This is a genomic window from Pantoea sp. PNT03, assembly GCF_014852515.1.
Lineage (GTDB): Bacteria > Pseudomonadota > Gammaproteobacteria > Enterobacterales > Enterobacteriaceae > Pantoea > Pantoea leporis.
In genome coordinates this window covers 177,059-196,240 of the sequence record NZ_JACVBT010000002.1, presented here as the reverse complement: position 1 = coordinate 196,240, position 19,182 = coordinate 177,059, and the positions used below count along the sequence as shown (strand labels likewise).

Below are 19,182 nucleotides of genomic sequence, written 5' to 3'. Positions count from 1 at the left end.
TTAAACCTCTGCAGTCATTAATTTGCGGACATCAACCAGATGGCCGGCAATCGCGGCGGCGGCGACCATCGCCGGGCTCATTAAGTGCGTGCGCGCACCCGCGCCCTGGCGGCCAGGGAAATTGCGGTTGGTGCCGGACGCACAGCGATCGCCGGGCGCTAACACATCTTCGTTCATCGCCAGGCACATTGAGCAGCCCGATTGACGCCATTCAAAACCGGCGTTGACGAAAATCGCGGCTAACCCTTCCGCTTCTGCTTGCTGACGCACCTGCGTCGATCCCGGCACGATAATGCCACGCACGTGCGGGGCGATTTTGTGTCCGTCGATAATCGCGGCGGCAGCGCGCAGATCTTCAATGCGCCCGTTGGTGCAGGAACCAATAAAGGCATGCGTGATGGCGATCTCCGCTAACGGCGTGCCGGGTTCCAGCCCCATATATTGCAGCGCGCTCCGCAGCGTCTGCTGTTTCACCGCATCTTTTTCCTGCGCCGGGTCGGGCACGTGGCCGGTAATGGCACTGGCTTGATCCGGGCTGATTCCCCATGTCACTTTGGGTTCAAGATCGCTGCAGTTGATGGCAATGCGGCTATCGAACCGCGCGTCCGCATCGCTGCGTAAATCGCGCCACTCCGCAACGGCCTGCTGCCACAACTCGCCAGTCGGCATTTGCGGTTTGCCGGCGATATAGGCAAACACTTTTTCATCCGGCGCGATAATCGCACCGCGCGCACCGGCTTCCACTGCCATGTTGCACAGTGTCATGCGCCCTTCCATGCTCAGCGCTTCGATGGCAACACCGGCAAATTCAATGGCAAATCCGGTCGCGCCAGATGCGCCAATCTGCTCGATCAGCGCCATGATGATGTCCTTCGCCGAACACCCAAACGGCAGCTCACCGCTCACCGTCACCAGCATGGTTTTTAGGGTGCGATAAATCAGGGTTTGCGTCGCCAGCAGGTGCTCGATTTCCGAGGTGCCGATGCCGAAACCGAGCGCGCCAAACGCGCCGTAAGTGGTGGTATGGCTGTCGCCTGCGGCAATCACCATACCGGGCATTACCAGGCCTTGCTCGTGTGCGACGACGTGTTCGATGCCTTGACGCGGGTCAAGCACATCGAACAGTTCGATGCCAAAATGCGCGGCGTTCTGGCGGAAGTAATCGACTTGTAACTGTCCGCCCGCGTCGGTCATCGCCTCATCACGCTCGGGGCGCGTTGGGTTAACGTGATCGACATTCAGCAAAATGGTGCCCGGATTGCGCACAAGACGCTGGTGATCGCGCAGGCCGCTAAACGCCTGCGGGCTGGTGTACTCATTGAGAATCGAACGATCGATATAGAGCAGCACATGCCCTTCATCATCTAACTTACGAACCACATGCTGATCGATCAGTTTTTCATACAGTGTTTTGTTAGCCATGCCGTTGCCCACGCGAAAAGTAAAACAAGTCATTAGAGACGTTAGGGTAAATCAGTTTGTGCGCGGGGAACGAACACGCTTCGTGAAGTGATGTTTTATGAAATGTGCAGTAGGTAAGTTGGTCGCCATGAACAGCTAAAACATCGCGCACGCTTTGTAGCGGCGCAATTGATTGCGCGATGAATCGCGCCGCTACGCAATGTGCATAAAATAGCAGGAGTTTTATTTGACCTAAGTCGCGTCTACCGATATAAAGAATAACCGCGCAGCTTAAGCGGTTTATCTCCGATTAATTCCCCCTTCTGCTTATATTTCACGCTATTTTCTTTTTTGTAAGTTAATTAATTAACACCAATACTTTATTAACTAAAAACAAGTTAATCATTCCGTAACAATCTCTTAATGTGCAAACCGAATTTTTAACGTTCACCTGCATTGCATAATAAGTAGGACTGGAATGACTCACACCAAAAAGATCGTGTCTGCCCTATCGCTGGCAGCGCTGCTTGTCTCTTCAGCGGTTCGCGCTGAAGATGCACCAGAAAAAACTGACGTTCTGTTGATTGGCGGCGGCATCATGAGCGCCTCGCTCGGCACCTGGCTGCAAGAGCTGCAACCGGGCTGGAAACAGCTGATGGTTGAGAAGCTGGACGGCGTCGCGCTGGAATCGTCCAACGGCTGGAACAATGCCGGTACGGGTCACTCTGCTAACATGGAGCTGAACTACACGCCTGAGCGTGCAGACGGTTCAATCGACGTTAGCAAAGCGCTGGAAATTAACGAATCCTTCATGATTTCGCGCCAGTTCTGGACGTCGCAGGTGCAGCGCGGTGTGTTGCACGATCCGCACTCCTTCATTAACTCGACGCCGCACATGAGCTTCGTCTGGGGCGACAAAAACGTCGAGTACCTGACGAAGCGTTACGATGCGCTACAGAAAACCACCCTGTTCCAGGGCATGAAATTCTCTACCGATCATCAGCAGATCCAGCAATGGGCACCGCTGGTGATGGAAGGTCGTGACCCGAACCAGAAAGTTGCGGCAACCTGGACGCCAGTCGGCACCGATGTAAACTACGGTGAAATCACCCGTCAGCTGATCGGTAGCCTGAAGAAAGATCAGAACTTCAAGCTGGAAACCTCGTCAGAAGTCACTGATTTCAAGCGTAACGGCGATAACTCGTGGCACGTCACTATTAAAGATGTGAAGAGCGGCGATAAGCGTTCAGTTGATGCGAAATACGTGTTCATCGGTGCTGGCGGCGGCGCGATTAAGCTGCTGCAGAAAACCGGCATTCCGGAAGCAGATAACTACGGCGGCTTCCCGGTCGGCGGTTCGTTCCTGATGACTGAGAACCCAGAGATCGCTAATCGTCACCTGGAAAAAGTGTACGGTCAGGCTTCTGTGGGTGCGCCACCGATGTCGGTTCCACACATCGATTCACGTACTCTTGACGGTAAGAAAGTGGTGCTGTTTGGACCTTTCGCTACCTTCTCCACCAAGTACCTGAAAAACGGTTCGCTGTTCGATCTGCTGAGCGCGACCACCACCAGCAACATTATGCCGATGACGCATGTGGGCATCGACAACTTCGACCTGGTGAAATACCTGATTGGTCAGGTGATGCTGAATGACGACGACCGTTTTGCTGCGCTGAAAGAGTACTATCCAAACGCGCGTAAAGAGGACTGGAAACTGATTCAGGCGGGTCAACGTGTGCAGATCATCAAGAAAGATGCCGAAAAAGGTGGCTTGCTGAAACTGGGTACCGAAATCGTGACCGATCAGCAGAAAACCCTGGCGGCACTGTTGGGCGCGTCACCGGGCGCATCGACTGCTGCACCAATCACCCTCGACGTGATGAAGAAGCTGTTCCCAGAGCAGTTCGCTTCGCCAGAGTGGCAGCAGAAGATCCGCGCTATCGTGCCAAGCTTCGGTCAGAAGCTGAACGGCAACACCGCGCTGACGCAGCAAGTTTGGGACAACACCGCAGCGACGCTGCTGTTGACCAAGCCGCCGGTTATCAACATGGGTGATCAGACTGTTGCGCCAACGCAGGCTAAGCCGCGTACCGAATCAGGCAAACAGGATATGGCGCTGTAATTCCCGCCAGAAGTGAATCAAGCCGGACAATGTCCGGCTTTTTTATTGTCTTTTGTAGGGGCCGAATTTATGGCGATCTCACGGAGATTTTTAAGACTTTTTATAATCGGTGTAGGCGTTTTGTAAAACCACATGGTCGGCAATATATTTGGCATCGTGCCATACGCCATAAATAAACGATGATGCGCGATTCACCAGATTGGGCAAGCCAAGGAAGTAAATACCCCGTTCGGCGGAAATACCACGTTTATGGAACGGCGCACCATTAGCATCAAAGGCATCCACTTTCAGCCAACTAAAATCAAATTTAAAACCGGTGGCCCAGATAATGCTGGTAATACCTGCGGCCTGTAGATCCAGTTCTGATAATGGATTAATTAAACATTCTGGATCTGGCAATAATTCCCATGCTTGCGGCTCGGGCGGTAAATCCAGGCCATTACGTTCAATATAGGCATCGGCATCACGCAGTACGTCGAAATACGCTTTGTCGCCTTCCGCAATATTGTCCATTATACCCTCAGCAAAGCTCAGCACGCCGTTATCCCAGGTTTTGGTGATCCCCACCAACGTAATGCCCAAGTGCGCCAGTCGGCGAAAATCGACCGTTTTGCCACCTTCATAACCACTCACGGCAAAAGCAACGTGCTGTTTCTTCGGCTTGATTTTGACTTCATCCCATAAGCCCAGCGCGCCCAGCCACCAGCAATAATCGCGGTCACGATAGGAGCGTGGCGGACGATAATGTTCGCCGATGGAGAGCGTCACTTCACGGCCAGATTTACGCAACTCTTCCGCAATTTGTGAGCCTGAAGCACCAGCGCCCACCACCAGCACGCCGCCCTGCGGCAGCTGCTGCGGATTTTTATACGCCGATGAATGGATCTGATGCAGCGCAGCGCTTTCCGGCACGATCTGCGGAAAAGCGGGTTTCTGGAAAGGACCGGTTGCCGCCACCACATTGTCAGCTTCAAATTCACCGGCCGACGTCAGTATCTTAAAACCGCTACGTTCTGGTAGACGCTCAACCGAATGGACTTCCACGCCGGTGCGCACCGGCGCATCGAGCATTTTTACGTAGTCTTCGAAATATTGCGCCATCCGCTCTTTCGGTGGGAACGCTTCCTGGGAAATATTATCGAATTTCATTGAAGGAAAACGATCGTGCCAGGCTGGGCCATTGGCCACCAATGAATCCCAACGTTCTGAACGCCAGCGTTCAGCAATACGGCTACGCTCTAACACCACATGTGGCACGCCCATTAACGACAGATGTTCACTCATCGCAATACCTGCCTGACCCGCTCCGACCACCACGGTATTAATTTTTTCTACTGACATGTGAGATCCCTAAAGATGATCGACCCCGATCTTTTCATGGAAAAGAGTAATCAGGTGCCGGATGACTACTATTCAGATTAATAAATGCTGTGCTATTCAATAAGCACAGCATTCCGTGCGAATACATTAATGCCCTGCTTCGACGTTCAATATTCTCCCCAAGCCTAAAAACTTATTCGCGATAATTAACATCGTCGCCGTTACGGCAATATAAATAACCGACAGTGCAGCCAGCGTTGGATCGGCAAATTCACGCACATAGTTGTACATCGCCACCGGTAAGGTCTGCGTCGCTTGCGTGGTAATAAACAGCGAAGCGGTAAATTCGTTGAAGGAGAGAATTGCGGCAAATAACCAACCGCCAAACAAGCCCGGCAAAATCAACGGCACGGTTATGGTCCATACCACGCGCAACGGCGAAGCGCCGAGGCTTGCAGCCGCCATTTCAATACGTTGCTCAAGGTTTTTCAGCGACACATACACGCTGCGCAGCACAAACGGCAGTACCAGCACGACATGGCAGAAGATCACCAGTGAATAACCGCGTCCAATGCCCAACTGCGAGACCAGCATCAGTAAGCCGAGGCCAATGGTGAAGTGCGGAATAAACAACGGTGACAACAGCACGCCTTCCAGCACCTGTTTACAGGGGAAAGTGTAACGTTCAATTGCAATCGCCAGCGTGGCGCCAATAATTACCGCCAGCGTTGAGGCCCATGCCGTCACAATCAAACCTGAATAGAAGCCGTGGCGGAAGTCATCGTAGTTCACAGCACGCTCAAACCAACGCAGCGACCAGCCTTTCGGTGGGAAGAACAGCACCGAGGTGCTGCTGAAGGAAGAGATCAACACCACAATGGTTGGCAGCAACACGAACAACAAAATCGCAATCACCAGCGAGCGTCCCGCCAGGGTAATCAATTTATCATTGAGGGATCGGGTCATTTCAGTGGTCTCCCATCGCATGGAGGAAGCGGCTCATACGTTTCAGCGCCATCAGCAGCAGAATGGTCAGAATCAAACCCGCTATGCTGAGCGCAGCGGCAAACGGAAAATTCATCGATGAGAAACCCAGCTGATACACCATGGTAGCCACGGTGCTGACGCGTCCACCACCAATGAGTTGCGGCGTAGCGAAGGCGCTGAACGTCCAGGCAAACGCGGTGGTCAGGCTGGAAACGATACCGGGAATCGACAATGGAATGGTCACCGTCATCAAGGTGCGAATCGGCCCTGCCCCCAGACTGGTGGCGGCTTTCTCATAATCAGGATTGATGTGCGACAGCGCAGTCGCCAGCATCATCACCATGATTGGCATGGTCACGTGCACCAGCGCGACTACCACGCCGGTTTGGGTAAACATAAACTGGATCGGCTTGTTTATCAGACCCATCGCCAGCAGCAAGCTATTGAGGAAGCCGCTATTACCCAGCACGATGATCCACGAATATGTCCGTACCACTTCGCCGAGAAACAGCGGCGTAATGGCGATAATCAAGATGGTGGATTTGATCCAGGTGGTGCGCGTTCTCACCAGCGCATACGCCAGCGGATAACTCATCAGCAGCCCAAAAATCGCCGTTTTCGCACTGAGCATCACCGTGTTGATAAACGCATCGGCATAGATTTTCTTGAATAGACCGTTAAAGTTCGCCAGCGTGAATCCGCCTACATCAAGCGATCCAGGAATATAGGCCCGCACGCTAAACTGCATCACGGCAAACATGGCCACCACCAGCCCAAGCGCCGTGAACGTAGCGGGGATAATGAACCAGGGTAAGAATGTCGGTTTTTTCGTCATAGACGTTGCTGCCTGAATAAAGTGTTGCGACTCACCGGGCGGCCAATCGGCCGCCGCTATTTATCAATGTGACATGATGTTTTCAGAGAACCACTGCCGCCACTCGGCGGTTTTCTCCGCGCGCAGTTGCGGATCGGTGTTGATGGTGGCATTCCACTGTTCAGGCGTGGTCAGCATGCCAGGCAGCTTCGCCAGTTCTGGATCGATATGCGCATTGGTCACCGTTGGGCTGCCGCGATAAATTTTCGCCACTTCCTGCTGGATTTCCGGTTTCAGCGCGATATTTATGAACTTGTAGGCCAGTTCCGCATGTTTGCTGCCTTTATTGATAGCGACGGTATCGACGCCCAAAATCGCGCCCTCTTTTGGCACTGCCAGCTTAATGTTGACGCCTTCTGCAATCATGCTGTAGGCGTTCATCGACAGCATCACCTGTACCGGCGTTTCACCTGTGGAGATCAGCTGCTGGCTGTTGGCATCATCGGTATAGAAGGATTTGATGTTCGGGATCAGCGCTTTCAGCCTGGACTGGCCTTGTTCCCAATGCGCTGCGTCCGAGCCAGAAAGTTTGGCGGACACCGCGATGATATGGCTCGGGTCCCAATCTGGCAGCGCAATCGAGCTCTTCAGCTCCGGACGCCACAGATCGTTCCAGCTGGTAAATTCTTCGCCCTTCGGCACTAAATCTGGCCGGTAGCCGATGGTGTAAACGTAGCCCCACACGCCAAGGTGATACGGGCTGACTTTGGCCCGCTGTACCAGATTCACCGCGTTAGGGATTTTGCTCATGTCGAGCTTTTCAAACAAACCGCTGTTGGCATACAGATAACCGACATGCGCGGTGGTAAAGGTGACGTCAGTTTCCGGCGAACCGCCCGCCAGCTTGGCTTTGTTCAAACGATCGATGGTGCCACCGGTGACGAACTGCACTTCTACGCCGGTTTCTTTGGTGAACTCTTTGGCGATAGTTTGATCGATCAGATCCTTAAAGCTGCCGCCCCAGGTGCTGACAATCAGCTTATCTGCGGCCACTGCATTCCCTACGCTCAATACACACGTGGTCAATAACGTTAAGGCACCCATCTTACGCAACATATTCTTGTCCCCAATGAATGAAATGGCTGTTGTCGCTGCTTTGCACCACCGTCTGGTCCATCGCGTCGCAATGCTCTAAAACAGTGCGAAGGCGGCTCTCGGGTGTTGAAGCGATAATGCCGTTGCGGTGAGATTGGGTAAAACAGCATTTCCCTCGCTGTTGCATCAGGATTTCTGAGGCTAAAAAAGCGGCCTGCTTAACAAGGATTTTCTGAAGCAGGAGTGAGGCAGACGCGAATGGTCGCTGGCGCAAGGACAGGTGATTATGCTGTAAGTCGGAATTTGGCATGAGAAATGCTTGAGTTGAATCGACCATATTAGAATGACTGACGCGACATGAGCGTGTCAGCGATCTCAGGAGAACCTGCATGCTCAGTCGCATCACCCAGCGTCAGCTGGAATATTTTGTCGCTTCCGGTGAAGCGGGCAGCATTATTGGCGCCTCGGAGCGTATTCACGTCTCCTCTCCGTCGATTTCCGCCGCCATCACCCACATTGAGTCTGAGCTTGGCGTGCAGCTGTTTGTGCGTCACCATGCCCAGGGCGTTTCACTCACCGCAATCGGCCACCAGGTATTAAAAGAGGCCAAACTGATCCTCGAACAGATGTCGAACCTTTACACCATTGCATCGGAATCAATGAACAACGTACGCGGCCCGCTGCGTGTTGGTTGCCTCGATACGTTAGCGCCAATGTTGACGCCGGAATTGGTGTTTGGCTTTGGCCGCGCCTTTCCCGGCGTGCGTATTTCGCTGGTGGAAGGCAATCATGAGTTGCTGTTAAAACAGCTGCGCTCAGCGGATATCGATATCGCCCTCACCTATGATTTGGTGCCCGCCAGCGATGTGACTTTCCAGTCGCTGGCGCAACTGCCGCCCTATGTAATGGTGGGTGAGCATCATCCGTTCGCCACACAATCCGCGGTTTCGATGCAGGATCTGGCTGCAGCGCCGATGGTGCTGCTGGATATGCCGTGGAGTCGTGAATATTTTCTTGGCTTGTTCAGCGAAGCCGGGGTGACGCCAAATGTGGTGATGCGCTCCAGCAGTATGGAAACGGTGCGCGCGATGGTGGCCAACGGTGTCGGCTTCGGTATCGCTAACGTACGACCTAAAGCGCATTTGTCGCAGGATGGTAAACGCTTGATTCGCGTGCGGTTGGCGGGGGTTAACAAGGCGATGCAGTTGGGTTATGCCACCATGGCGCAGGTACAGCAATCCAGGGTGGTGAGCGCTTTTGCCGAGCGTTGCCGCATGTTTATTTCCGACCAATATATTCCCGGCATGGCGGCACCGAGTTATTTCGATCCGCAAGTGGTGCGAGTGGCGTGAGATCCCTGGTCGCCATGAATGGCGACCAGCGGTTAATACCCCTGCTGCGGGAAGACCTGATGCAATACCGCTTCGCCGCGTGCGGCGCGCTGGATATTCGCGGCGACCTGCGATGCCGCGCTGGCCGGAATGGCAACCGAAGCCAGATGCGGCGTGATCAATACATTATCCATACCCCACAGCGCATCTTCGGGCGGCAACGGTTCGCGGTCAAACACATCCAGCGTCGCCTCGGCGATCTGTCCACGCTGCAACGCCTGCGTTAACGCCACCTGATCAACAATCGCTCCGCGCGACACATTGATAAACGCGCAGCCGTGCGGTAACCGTGCCAGTCGTTCAGCACTCAGTAAGCCCTGGGTTTGCGGCGTGAGCGGCAGCATCACTACCAAAATATCGCTGCTGGCGAGGAAAGCATCCAACGCGTCTATTCCGCTGCTACAGGTAATGCCATCAATGGTTTTCTGCGATCGTGACCAGCCGCGCACATCCAATCCCTGGCGCGCCAGCTCCAGCGCGGCGTGCGCGCCCAATTCACCCAATCCCAGCACGCCAACGCGCACGGTCTCCGGCGAACGCGGATGCAGGTAATGCCAGCGTCGTTCACGTTGTGCCCGCTCAAAAGCCGGAATGTCACGCACATAACGCAGCACGGCAAACAGCACGAAGCTGGCCATCATCCGCGCCATATGTGGGTCAGACAAACGAACAATGGGAATATCCGGCAAATCATCGCGCCCGACCAGCGAATCAACGCCCGCGCCCAGATTTATAAGCAGTTTCAGGTTGCGATAAGGGGCGAAAAAACCTTGCGGCGGCTTCCACACCAACGCGAAATGCACCTCATCATCGTTTTGCACCTCTTCCGCCCGGCAAAGCGATACGCCCGGCAGATGCGGAGCGAGCAACGCTGACCACTGTTCAAAACTGTCAAACTCGCTGTAAAAGACCAAAATACTCATGCCGCATTCGCCTTGATCAACTCAACTACCGCATCAATTGCCAGTTCGTAACCGATCACGCCCAAGCCGGCAATCACGCCGGTGGCGGCTTTTGATACCAGCGAATGATGGCGGAACGGCTCGCGTTTCCAGATGTTACTCATGTGCGCTTCGATGATCGGGCCATCAAACATCAGCAATGCATCGAGAATCGGCACCGAACTGTAGGTTAAACCGGCGGCGTTAATGATCAATCCGGCAGCCTGCTGACGCGCTTCCTGAATCCAGTCAACCAGCACGCCTTCGTGATTGCTTTGGCGAAATTGCAGTGTGATGTTGTGTGATGCTGCCCGGCGCTGGCAGCGTTCATCAATGCTGGCAAAGCTTTCGCTGCCGTAAGTGCCGTTCTTGTCCATGCCGTACAGATTAGCGTTCGGGCCGTTAAGGAAAAAAATCTGCTGTGTCATCTGAGCTCCTGAGTCACTGTGCCGTTGTCGCCCGAAAGGGTGACCGAATGACGATTAATGGCGATCAATGCGGGCGCGTGGCGGCCATCGCGGGATGGGCATCGAACAGGGCGAACCACGCGGCAGTCAGCGGATGGTTTGCCCGCCAGTTAAGAACATCGAAGCGGAAATCGAGATAACCGAGCGCGCAGCCGATGGCAATCAAACCCACGTCATCAGGCTGTGTACTAAAACCCGCAACCTGACACTCAATTTCCCGTAGCGCCGCATGGACTTTTTTCAGCTGAGCATCAGCCCAGCCTTGCCACTGCTTTTCCAATGGGCGGGCACTGAACTCGTAACGTGCCAGCAAGGCGGCATCGATCAAACCGTCGCCTAACGCCTGGCGCGACAAACTCAACCAGCGCGCATCACCCTGTGACGGGATTAAGTCGCCCTTCGCGCGGGCATTGAGGTATTCGCAAATCACGCGGCTGTCGTACAGACATGCCCCTTGTTCGGTTCGCAGTGCGGGCACTTTGGCTAACGGATTAACGATGGCGATGCGCTCATCACGTTCAACCGGATGCGCCGCCGAATCCAGAAGCTCAATCTCATTCGTGAGCCCAAGACAATGCGCAGTCACCATCACTTTGCGCACATAGGCAGACGTGGTGGCGTAAAACAGTTGCATCATGCCAACGCTCCTTGCTGATCCACGCTCAGCAACACTTTGCCAATGTTGGCGTTGGCCTCAAGGATTCGATGTGCCTCCGCCGCCTGCGCCAGCGGCAAAATTTGATGCAGCGTGGGTTTGATTTTGCCTGCTACGATTAGCGGCAGCAGATGTTTACGGATGCACGTCGCCAGGCGCGCCTTTTCAGCAGCGCTTTTGGGGCGCAACGTGGAAGAGGTCAAACTCAGTCCTTTACGCATCACCAATTGCAGATCGAGCTCGATCTTCGCGCCCTGCATAAATGACAAGCTCACATGACGTCCGCCTTGCGCTAATACGCTAAGATTGCGCGCCACGTAATCACCACCCACGTTATCCAGCACCACATCCACGCCTTGCCCTGCGGTTTCCGCTGCAATCACCGCGACAAAATCCTCTTTATGGCGATCGATGGCGCGCCAGACGCCAAGCTGTTGCAGCGCCGCAGTTTTGTTGGCACCGCCTGCGGTGGCCACCACACGTGCACCACAGGCGTGCGCACATTGGATGGCAAAGGTGCCAACGCCGCTGGCGGCACCGTGAAGCAGTACGGTTTCACCGGGGGCTAAACGGCCCAGCTCAAACAGGTTGTGCCACACAGTAAATGCCGCTTCGGGGATGCCCGCTGCATGCGACAACGGCAGATTATCGGGCACCGGCAAACACAATTCAGCGCGCGCCACGCAATAGTCGGCATAACCGCCACCGTTCAGCAGCGCCATTACCGCGTCGCCGATGGTGAAACCACTAACCCCTGCACCTAACGCCACCACGTTACCTGCTACCTCCAGACCGAATACATCTGAGCTGCCCGGTGGGATTGGCATGCCGCTACGCTGCATAATGTCAGGACGATTAACGCCCGCGCTGGCGACGCGAATCAATACTTCACCCGCCGCAGGTTGTGGCACGGTACGTTCTACCACCGTTAACACCTCTGCGCCGCCCGGCTGGCGGGCAATTACCGCGTTCATCATTTCAGGCACCATCGGATCTTATCCTTGCTTAGCGGCGGTAAAGGCGCACACGCCTTCATCATCAAAGGTGATGCCCACTACGCTACCCACTGGCCAGCGGGTTAGGGATTCCAGACCCGACTGGCGCGCAAACAGCGAGGCGCTGCCGAGGGCTGGCACATCAAGATGCACATCAACGTGATCGCCCTGAAACACATGGGTGATCACCGTGGCGCTCAGGAAACAGTGCGAAGAGAGCGGCCCCAATTGAATGTTTTCCGGACGCACGTACACATCGAGTCGCTCGCCAACGCTCGCCTGCACGCGTTCTGCCGGCAGACGCAGCGCGTTGCCGCCCAGCTCAAGCACCGCAGCGTGATCGCGCCCGGCATAACGTCCAGGCAAGATGTTGACGTCACCGACAAAGCCCGCCACAAACGGATCGCGCGGCTGGCGATAGATTTCATCCGGTGTACCGATTTGGCGCACATGCCCCGCTGACATCACCACCACACGATCGCTCATGCTAAGCGCTTCGCCCTGATCGTGGGTGACAAACACCGTGGTGACGCCTAACTTGCGCTGGATGGCTTTCAGTTCGACCTGCATCGATAAACGCAGATTCTTGTCCAGCGCGGAAAATGGCTCATCCAGCAACAAGACTTTTGGACGGATCACCAGCGCACGCGCCAGTGCCACACGCTGCTGTTGTCCGCCGGAGAGTTCACGCGGTTTGCGATGGCCGTAACCCGCCAATTTGACCAACGCTAATGCTTGCTCAACGCGCTCCGCGATTTCGGCCTTAGGCACCCCACGCATACGCAGGCCATAACCCACATTTTTCTCCACCGTCATATGCGGAAACAGCGCGTAGTTCTGGAACACGATGCCGATTTCACGCTGGTAAGGGGGGATTTCCGTGACCAATTCGCCATCAATAAAAATCTCGCCGCCATCAGCTTCAGCAAAACCGGCCATCAAATTGAGCAACGTGGTTTTGCCGCAGCCCGAGGGGCCGAGCAGGGTAATAAATTCCCCTTCCTCAATAGTCAGGGAAATTTTGTGCAGTGCGATAGCGTCGCCAAACTTCTTCAGCACGCCATCTAACTGTACGGCGATGTTGCTGCTTTTCACTGCGGGGCGCGGCATATCGGGCTGTGGGAATCGGGTGATTTTTGCACTGACCATGAACTCTCCAAAGCAATTGGTGTGACGTTGTCACAGTAATTATTGACTCATCCATGCGGCTAAGCGCTGCAACATGGCGTCACAGGCATCCAACTGAGCGATGCTGATGAATTCGTCGGGTTTATGACCTTGCGCCATGCTGCCAGGCCCACAAATGACACTGGGAATACCGGCCTGGTGGAACAAGCCGCCTTCGGTGCCAAAGGCTACCGTGCTGAAGTCGCTGGATTGAGTGAGATAGGCGATCAATCGCGCAGCGTCACTTTGCGCATCGGTTAATAACCCGGGATAGCCACTGATAGGATAAAAACGGATCGCGCTGTCCACTGCGACGGCCTGCATACGCGGCACCAGCTCTGATTGCGCGAAGGTCTCGATCTCAGCGGCAACGGCTTGCGCGTCATGCTGGGGCAAGGTGCGCACTTCAAAATCAAAGACGCATTCAGCGGGCACGATGTTCAATACGGTGCCGCCACGAATAATCCCGGTTTGCACCGTCGTAAAAGGGGGATCGAAACGTGTGTCATGTTGTTCAGCCTGCGCCAGGCGCTCGCCGATCGCCGTTAATTGGTGAACTAGCTGCGCAGCATATTCGATGGCATTGACACCCTGCGGCGCATAGGCAGAATGGCAAGCCGCGCCCTTCACTTCGCAGCGCACACCCAGTTTTCCCTTATGACCGAGCACCGGTTGCAATTCGGTGGGTTCACCAATCAGGCAGATTGACGGCTTTTCCGGGCGCTGCAACAGCGCCTCCAGCAAGGTGCGCACGCCCAGGCAGCCGACCTCTTCGTCATAGGAGATTGCCAGATGCAGCGGCTGCTTTAGCGGCTGTGCCAGAAAATGGGGCACTGCCGCCAGCATGCAGGCGATGTAACCTTTCATATCAGCGGTGCCGCGCCCGTATAACTTGCCATCACGTTCGGTGAGCGTGAACGGTGGCACGCTCCAGTTTTGTCCCTCCACCGGCACCACATCGCTGTGGCCGGAGAGCATCACGCCGCCATCGCCAGCGGGTCCAAGACGTGCATACAAATTGGCTTTACTGCGTTCCGCGTTGTGAATTAGCTCACCGCTTACACCCAAATCATTCAGGTAACGCCAGACGAAATCGATCAATGCCAGGTTGGATTCACGGCTGGTGGTGTCAAACGCCACCAGCTTTTCAAGCAGTTGTCGGCTGGTAAACATGGAAACTCCTACTCGTCGCCCGGCACGCCATAACGGGGTGCCTGCGTTGGATCGATGGCGCGCGTCACGTAATCGTTCATTTGCGGTTGATAAGCCAGCCACAGCTGGTCGAGTTTGCTAATTGGATCGCCATCCGTCCAGTCAACACGCAGATCGACAATCGGCCACACCTGATCATCAACGATCGACAAGGCAGAAGAGTGCACCGGCCCCGCTTCCCCGCCCGCCTGCATGCCCGCTTGCATCGCCGCCATTAAGCGCTCGGCTAAATGACCGGAATGCTGTTCGAAGGCGCTTACCATCGCCGGAATCACCTCAGGATTAGCCAGCAGATTGCCCGCCGCAACACAGTGATGACCGGTTTGCGCGTTATGAATGCCCAGCGTTTTGTCGCCGCTAAAGCAGGCCGTTTGGCCATCGGCGGCTAACACCGTCACCTGGCGATAAAAGGAATAGTCGTCGCTGGCGAGTCCGGCTCTGAGCGCGGCTTCTGCGGTGTCGCCTTGTTGCAGGCGATCAAGAATGCGCGGGCCTAGCGCGGGTAAGGTAATGTTCTGGGTTGATACTGCGCCCACTGCCGCGCGTAGCCATGGGCAACGTGCGCCTACCGCAATGCTGGATGAGCTAATGGCAATGCCGATTTGACCGGTTGCGTCGCAGCGTCCCACAATGGATAACGTCATCGTCTCGCGCCTCTTATTCCGCTTGCCAGTCGTCAGGAATAACCGCGATCACATCGATTTCCATCAACCATTGCGGCTGACCTAAACCGGAAATCACCAAACCGGTGGAGATCGGGAACACACCTTTCAGCCACTTGCCGACCACCTGATACACCGGCTCGCGATAGCGGGGATCAATGATGTAAGTGGTGGTTTTGACGATGTGCGATAAATCGCTGCCCGCTTCTTCCAGTAGCTGTTTAACGTTTTTCATCGCCTGTTCGGCTTGCGCGGCGGGATCGCCTAATCCTACCAGGTTGCCCGCAAAGTCGGTGCCAATCTGCCCACGGACATACACGGTATTGCCCGCGCGCACCGCCTGACAGAGATCGTTATCCAGCGCCTGATTGGGATAGGTTTCTTTGGTGTTGAATTTACGGATGCGAGTATGTGTGGTCATGCTGGCCTGCTCTGCGAAAAAGGGTTTCGCAAGGTATACCCTCCTACGCCTGGCAGCGAAAACAGCATTAACCGAGGTGTTGCTTTGAAAAATCCGAAGGAGCTAACGGTGATGATTTTTAGCATTAAATTGTGAACATCATCACCTGCCGACTAACTGGCGTTTACCGGACGTGCGTTCTGAGGTATACCACCCTCCTTATTCCCCTAACTCTCAGATAAGGATATAAAAATGTTTGCAAAGCAGTATGAGGTGGATGAAAAGCATATCGATTTTCAGGGCGTGGTCGATGGCCTTTATTATCCGTTTTATATGGAGTGGACGCGCCACGCTTATATGCGTGAAGCTTTAGGTATCGATATTGAAGAAGAGTTTAAACAGGGCAAACTTTACATGGTGCTGGAGTATTCCCTGCGCTTTCGTAAGAGCCTGGTGAAAGGTGACAAGGTGGAAGTGACCTGCGTGCTGGCAAAGAATGAGAAGCGTAATCGGGTTAATTTTGTGCAACAGATTTTGGTGAATGGTGTGGTGTATGCCGATGCCACATTTGTTGCCACCTGCCTGCAGAATGGACGCCCTTCCATGCCAGATGCGGTGTTGAACGCGTTAGCGGAAGCGTAATGCGGTTTTGGTCATGGTCGCCATGATAGCGGGCGTTTGACCAGGAGAATGATTAGCTCCCGCACCGGATGGCGGTGCGGGGGGAACCCGTTTTCCCCTCAGCCTGTTAATAGAGAAATAAATTTCCACATAACATCAGTGACTAAATGAGTGGAATCAGAAACCCCAATTTTTCATCACTGAGGGTGATGCGGTCCCGGCCCAACTGATTCACGCATAATTAATTCCCCGGCAAAGGTTTTGTCGTTGCGCATTTCGCCGCCATCCAGCATGGAAATCAGGCGTTCAATGGTTTCCTGAATCATCTCGGTTACCGGCATTTTCACGCTGGATAACGCCGGAATGGTAAACGGCGCCAGCGGGATATCATCGAAACCGATCACTGCCACTTGTGCAGGCACCGCAATCTGCGCGGCCGCCAGCGCTTTGAGCGCGCCCACCGCCATATCATCGTTACTGGCCACCAGCGCCGTGAAATTTCTGCCCTGCTTCAGTAACTGTTGCACCGCTGTCATGCCGTTTTGCGCCTGCCATTTTCCTTCGACCACCAGCGCATCTTCAACGGCAATGCCATGTTTGGTCAGCGCCGCGTGGTAGCCCGCCAGACGTTCGCGGCCGGTCGGCGAATCCAGTGAACCGGTGATAAAGGCGATGTCGCGATGGCCCAGCGCAATCAGCTGCTCCACCGCTGCGCTGCTGCTGCGCTGTTGATCCGAGTAAATGCAGTAACTGTCGTGCTGACGCAGACGGCGGTTGATCACCAATATCGGGTGTTTATGCTGCGCAATGATGCTGTCCATTTCATCGGTGGTGAGAAAACGCGGATAGATGATCACGCCATCGCAGCGCAAATCAAGCAGGAACTGAATGGCCGCACGCTCCTCTTCGGCGCTGTGTTTACCATCCACCAGCAACAACTGACGTCCCTGCTGTTCCATCAGGCGCGCAGAGTGCTGCATCAACTCGCTGAAGTAGCTGCCGGTGTAAAGGGTATTGGTGATCACTAGCCCAATGGTCTGGCTGGATTTGGTCGCCAGATTGCGCGCCAGCAAGTTAGGACGGAAATCAGTAGCGGCAATCGCCTGATACACCTTCTCGCGTTTTTCCTGGCTGACATAGCCGTTGCCAGACAGCACACGCGATACAGTCGCTTTGGATACGCCTGCTACTTTTGCCACCTCGATTATCGTCGCCATATTTCACTCTTTTTCCATGCTCATCGCAGCAGTGTACCTAAGCCACGAAATAGGCGGCAATTTTTCTGCCATTACCGCATAGCCGTCCAGTTACTCAAAGCGATCAACTTCACACTTTCCACTATCAAATTTTAAATTTCTTGCCTGGATTACATTGCATCTTCATGATTTTGTGAAACCGGTTTCTCATGATGAAAAATCACGCAGAAACCGTTGTACCCCTACCAAATAATCAGAGATTAAAAATCCATGGCTAAAAATTATGCGGATGTCTCGCGCGCCATCGTGGCTGCGCTCGGCGGCCTGAACAATATCGAAGCGGTGACGCACTGCATGACGCGCCTGCGTTTCGTGGTGAAAGACAGCGCAAACATTGATAACGCCACACTGAAAGCCATTCCCGGCGTGATGGGCGTGGTTCACACCGACACGCAGTGTCAGGTGATCATTGGTAACAACGTGAACCTCGCCTATCAGGAAGTATTAAAGCTCGGCACGCCGAACAGCGAAGGCGCCGCGCCAGTGAAACGCAAAATCACCTTGCGCAGCATCGGTGCCGGTATTCTTGATGCGCTGGTGGGCACCATGTCACCGTTGATCCCGGCGATTATTGGTGGCTCGATGGTAAAGCTGTTGGCGATGGTACTGGAGATGAGCGGCGTGCTGGAGAAAGGCTCTTCCACACTGATCATCCTCAACGTGATAGGTGACGGCGCGTTCTTCTTCCTGCCGATTATGGTGGCCGCCTCCGCCGCGCTGAAATTCAAAACCAACATGTCGCTGGCGATTGCCATCGCGGGTGTGCTGGTGCATCCCAACTTTGTCGATTTAATGGCGAAAGCCGCACAAGGCCAGGCGGTGGAATTTGCCTTTATTCCGGTGACGGCGGTGAAGTACACCTACACGGTTATTCCGGCGTTAGTGATGACGTGGATTTTGTCGCACATCGAATACTGGGTTGATCGCATCACGCCTGCGGTAACCAAGAACTTCCTCAAGCCGATGCTGATTGTGCTGGTGGCCGCCCCGATTGCCATTGTGCTGATTGGACCGCTTGGCATCTGGATTGGTAGCGGCATTTCCGCGCTGGTCTACACCATTCACGGCTATCTTGGCTGGTTGTCGGTGGCGATTATGGGCGCACTGTGGCCGCTGCTGGTGATGACCGGGATGCATCGCGTATTTACCCCCACCATCATTCAAACCATCGCCGAAACCGGCAAAGAAGGCATGGTGATGCCGTCGGAGATCGGGGCCAACCTGTCGCTGGGCGGTTCTTCGCTGGCGGTGGCATTCAAAACCAAGAACCCTGAACTGCGTCAAACCGCGTTTGCAGCGGCGGCATCGGCGATTGTCGCGGGCATTTCTGAACCGGCGCTGTATGGCGTGGCGGTCAGGTTGAAACGTCCGCTGATCGCCAGCCTGATCAGCGGCTTTATCTGCGGCGCAGTGGCAGGGATTGGTGGGCTTGCCAGCCATTCAATGGCCTCACCAGGCTTGTTCACCAGCGTACAGTTTTTCGATCCCACCAATCCGATGAGCATCGTGTGGGTCGCTGGCGTGATGGTGCTGTCGGTGGTGCTCTCCTTCATTCTGACGTTGATTCTCGGCTTTGAAGATATCCCGGTCACCGAGCCCGCACAGCCAAAGCCGGTGACGGATGATGCCAAACCCGCCAACGTTAATTTATCCAAGGTGTAAATGAGGTTTTT

19 protein-coding genes are annotated in these 19,182 nt (G+C 54.7%); 4 read left to right on the top strand and 15 right to left on the bottom strand.

Annotated features, from left to right (window positions below):
* Entirely contained in the window at positions 1-1,422 is a 1,422-nt protein-coding gene (gene leuC / locus IB226_RS09040) for a 3-isopropylmalate dehydratase large subunit (protein ID WP_192234787.1), read from the bottom strand.
* 457 nt (positions 1,423-1,879) lie between these two features.
* Between leuC and mqo the strand changes: the two genes are divergently transcribed.
* The gene (mqo, locus tag IB226_RS09035; protein WP_110866851.1) at positions 1,880-3,526 is read left to right on the top strand and encodes a malate dehydrogenase (quinone); all 1,647 of its coding nucleotides are present in this window, start codon (positions 1,880-1,882) and stop codon (positions 3,524-3,526) included.
* 90 nt (positions 3,527-3,616) lie between these two features.
* Here the strand turns inward: mqo and IB226_RS09030 are convergent, their stop codons facing one another.
* From IB226_RS09030 to IB226_RS09010, 5 genes are all read right to left on the bottom strand, one after another.
* The gene (locus IB226_RS09030; RefSeq protein ID WP_192234785.1) at positions 3,617-4,867 is read right to left on the bottom strand and encodes an NAD(P)/FAD-dependent oxidoreductase; all 1,251 of its coding nucleotides are present in this window, start codon (positions 4,865-4,867) and stop codon (positions 3,617-3,619) included.
* 126 nt (positions 4,868-4,993) lie between these two features.
* A complete protein-coding gene (locus IB226_RS09025; protein WP_192234783.1) occupies positions 4,994-5,812 on the bottom strand; it encodes an ABC transporter permease in 819 nt (272 codons plus the stop codon).
* 1 nt (position 5,813) lies between these two features.
* A complete protein-coding gene (locus IB226_RS09020; RefSeq protein WP_192234781.1) occupies positions 5,814-6,668 on the bottom strand; it encodes an ABC transporter permease in 855 nt (284 codons plus the stop codon).
* A 63-nt stretch (positions 6,669-6,731) separates the two neighbouring features.
* The gene (locus IB226_RS09015) at positions 6,732-7,763 is read right to left on the bottom strand and encodes a polyamine ABC transporter substrate-binding protein (RefSeq protein ID WP_192234779.1); all 1,032 of its coding nucleotides are present in this window, start codon (positions 7,761-7,763) and stop codon (positions 6,732-6,734) included.
* Entirely contained in the window at positions 7,753-8,052 is a 300-nt protein-coding gene (locus IB226_RS09010; protein WP_192234777.1) for a hypothetical protein, read from the bottom strand. The genes IB226_RS09015 and IB226_RS09010 overlap by 11 nt, the downstream gene beginning before the upstream one ends.
* A 79-nt stretch (positions 8,053-8,131) precedes the next feature.
* Between IB226_RS09010 and IB226_RS09005 the strand changes: the two genes are divergently transcribed.
* Positions 8,132-9,094, top strand: coding sequence for a LysR substrate-binding domain-containing protein (locus tag IB226_RS09005; RefSeq protein WP_101761546.1), 963 nt, complete (start codon positions 8,132-8,134; stop codon positions 9,092-9,094).
* A 32-nt stretch (positions 9,095-9,126) separates the two neighbouring features.
* Here IB226_RS09005 and IB226_RS09000 read toward each other — a convergent pair whose 3' ends face one another.
* The 8 genes from IB226_RS09000 to IB226_RS08965 all read right to left on the bottom strand — a co-directional run bounded on the left by IB226_RS09000 (position 9,127) and on the right by IB226_RS08965 (position 15,653).
* Positions 9,127-10,056 (bottom strand): glyoxylate/hydroxypyruvate reductase A, encoded by a 930-nt coding sequence (locus tag IB226_RS09000; protein WP_192234775.1) that lies wholly within the window; start codon positions 10,054-10,056, stop codon positions 9,127-9,129.
* Entirely contained in the window at positions 10,053-10,502 is a 450-nt protein-coding gene (locus tag IB226_RS08995) for a type II 3-dehydroquinate dehydratase (protein WP_137387340.1), read from the bottom strand. Before IB226_RS08995 ends, IB226_RS09000 begins: the two co-directional genes overlap by 4 nt.
* A gap of 64 nt (positions 10,503-10,566) precedes the next feature.
* Positions 10,567-11,178: a glutathione S-transferase family protein gene (locus IB226_RS08990; protein WP_192234773.1), complete on the bottom strand. Its 612-nt coding sequence runs from the start codon at positions 11,176-11,178 to the stop codon at positions 10,567-10,569.
* Positions 11,175-12,173 carry an NAD(P)H-quinone oxidoreductase gene (locus tag IB226_RS08985; RefSeq protein WP_225608247.1) on the bottom strand — a complete coding sequence of 333 codons (999 nt, stop codon included), beginning with the start codon at positions 12,171-12,173 and terminating at the stop codon, positions 11,175-11,177. The genes IB226_RS08990 and IB226_RS08985 overlap by 4 nt, the downstream gene beginning before the upstream one ends.
* 18 nt (positions 12,174-12,191) lie before the next feature.
* On the bottom strand, positions 12,192-13,340 hold the full coding sequence (locus tag IB226_RS08980) for an ABC transporter ATP-binding protein (protein ID WP_192234768.1): 1,149 nt from the start codon (positions 13,338-13,340) through the stop codon (positions 12,192-12,194).
* 39 nt (positions 13,341-13,379) lie between these two features.
* Positions 13,380-14,531, bottom strand: a complete 1,152-nt coding sequence (gene argE, locus IB226_RS08975; protein WP_192234766.1) for an acetylornithine deacetylase — start codon at positions 14,529-14,531, stop codon at positions 13,380-13,382.
* Positions 14,532-14,539: 8 nt separating this feature from the next.
* A complete protein-coding gene (locus IB226_RS08970) occupies positions 14,540-15,214 on the bottom strand; it encodes a DUF1028 domain-containing protein (RefSeq protein ID WP_192234764.1) in 675 nt (224 codons plus the stop codon).
* A 13-nt stretch (positions 15,215-15,227) separates the two neighbouring features.
* A complete protein-coding gene (locus IB226_RS08965) occupies positions 15,228-15,653 on the bottom strand; it encodes a RidA family protein (RefSeq protein WP_008106850.1) in 426 nt (141 codons plus the stop codon).
* A gap of 231 nt (positions 15,654-15,884) precedes the next feature.
* Here IB226_RS08965 and IB226_RS08960 point away from each other — a divergent pair, with 231 nt between their 5' ends.
* Positions 15,885-16,274 (top strand): thioesterase family protein, encoded by a 390-nt coding sequence (locus tag IB226_RS08960; RefSeq protein ID WP_192234762.1) that lies wholly within the window; start codon positions 15,885-15,887, stop codon positions 16,272-16,274.
* Between the two features lie 176 nt (positions 16,275-16,450).
* Here IB226_RS08960 and IB226_RS08955 read toward each other — a convergent pair whose 3' ends face one another.
* Positions 16,451-17,470 carry a LacI family DNA-binding transcriptional regulator gene (locus IB226_RS08955; RefSeq protein ID WP_192234760.1) on the bottom strand — a complete coding sequence of 340 codons (1,020 nt, stop codon included), beginning with the start codon at positions 17,468-17,470 and terminating at the stop codon, positions 16,451-16,453.
* Between the two features lie 249 nt (positions 17,471-17,719).
* Between IB226_RS08955 and ascF the strand changes: the two genes are divergently transcribed.
* Positions 17,720-19,171, top strand: coding sequence for a PTS cellobiose/arbutin/salicin transporter subunit IIBC (ascF, locus tag IB226_RS08950; protein ID WP_192234758.1), 1,452 nt, complete (start codon positions 17,720-17,722; stop codon positions 19,169-19,171).
* Positions 19,172-19,182 lie beyond the last annotated feature (11 nt).

Coding starts and splice junctions, on each gene's coding strand:
- IB226_RS08970 (WP_192234764.1), bottom strand. CDS start 15,214: ATGACGTTATCCATTGTGGGACGCTGCGACGCAACCGGTCAAATCGGC.
- IB226_RS09015 (WP_192234779.1), bottom strand. CDS start 7,763: ATGTTGCGTAAGATGGGTGCCTTAACGTTATTGACCACGTGTGTATTG.
- IB226_RS08955 (WP_192234760.1), bottom strand. CDS start 17,470: ATGGCGACGATAATCGAGGTGGCAAAAGTAGCAGGCGTATCCAAAGCG.
- mqo (WP_110866851.1), top strand. CDS start 1,880: ATGACTCACACCAAAAAGATCGTGTCTGCCCTATCGCTGGCAGCGCTG.
- leuC (WP_192234787.1), bottom strand. CDS start 1,422: ATGGCTAACAAAACACTGTATGAAAAACTGATCGATCAGCATGTGGTT.
- IB226_RS09030 (WP_192234785.1), bottom strand. CDS start 4,867: ATGTCAGTAGAAAAAATTAATACCGTGGTGGTCGGAGCGGGTCAGGCA.
- IB226_RS09005 (WP_101761546.1), top strand. CDS start 8,132: ATGCTCAGTCGCATCACCCAGCGTCAGCTGGAATATTTTGTCGCTTCC.
- IB226_RS09000 (WP_192234775.1), bottom strand. CDS start 10,056: ATGAGTATTTTGGTCTTTTACAGCGAGTTTGACAGTTTTGAACAGTGG.
- IB226_RS08960 (WP_192234762.1), top strand. CDS start 15,885: ATGTTTGCAAAGCAGTATGAGGTGGATGAAAAGCATATCGATTTTCAG.
- argE (WP_192234766.1), bottom strand. CDS start 14,531: ATGTTTACCAGCCGACAACTGCTTGAAAAGCTGGTGGCGTTTGACACC.
- IB226_RS09025 (WP_192234783.1), bottom strand. CDS start 5,812: ATGACCCGATCCCTCAATGATAAATTGATTACCCTGGCGGGACGCTCG.
- IB226_RS08980 (WP_192234768.1), bottom strand. CDS start 13,340: ATGGTCAGTGCAAAAATCACCCGATTCCCACAGCCCGATATGCCGCGC.
- IB226_RS08985 (WP_225608247.1), bottom strand. CDS start 12,173: ATGATGAACGCGGTAATTGCCCGCCAGCCGGGCGGCGCAGAGGTGTTA.
- IB226_RS09010 (WP_192234777.1), bottom strand. CDS start 8,052: ATGCCAAATTCCGACTTACAGCATAATCACCTGTCCTTGCGCCAGCGA.
- IB226_RS08995 (WP_137387340.1), bottom strand. CDS start 10,502: ATGACACAGCAGATTTTTTTCCTTAACGGCCCGAACGCTAATCTGTAC.
- IB226_RS09020 (WP_192234781.1), bottom strand. CDS start 6,668: ATGACGAAAAAACCGACATTCTTACCCTGGTTCATTATCCCCGCTACG.
- IB226_RS08990 (WP_192234773.1), bottom strand. CDS start 11,178: ATGATGCAACTGTTTTACGCCACCACGTCTGCCTATGTGCGCAAAGTG.
- ascF (WP_192234758.1), top strand. CDS start 17,720: ATGGCTAAAAATTATGCGGATGTCTCGCGCGCCATCGTGGCTGCGCTC.
- IB226_RS08965 (WP_008106850.1), bottom strand. CDS start 15,653: ATGACCACACATACTCGCATCCGTAAATTCAACACCAAAGAAACCTAT.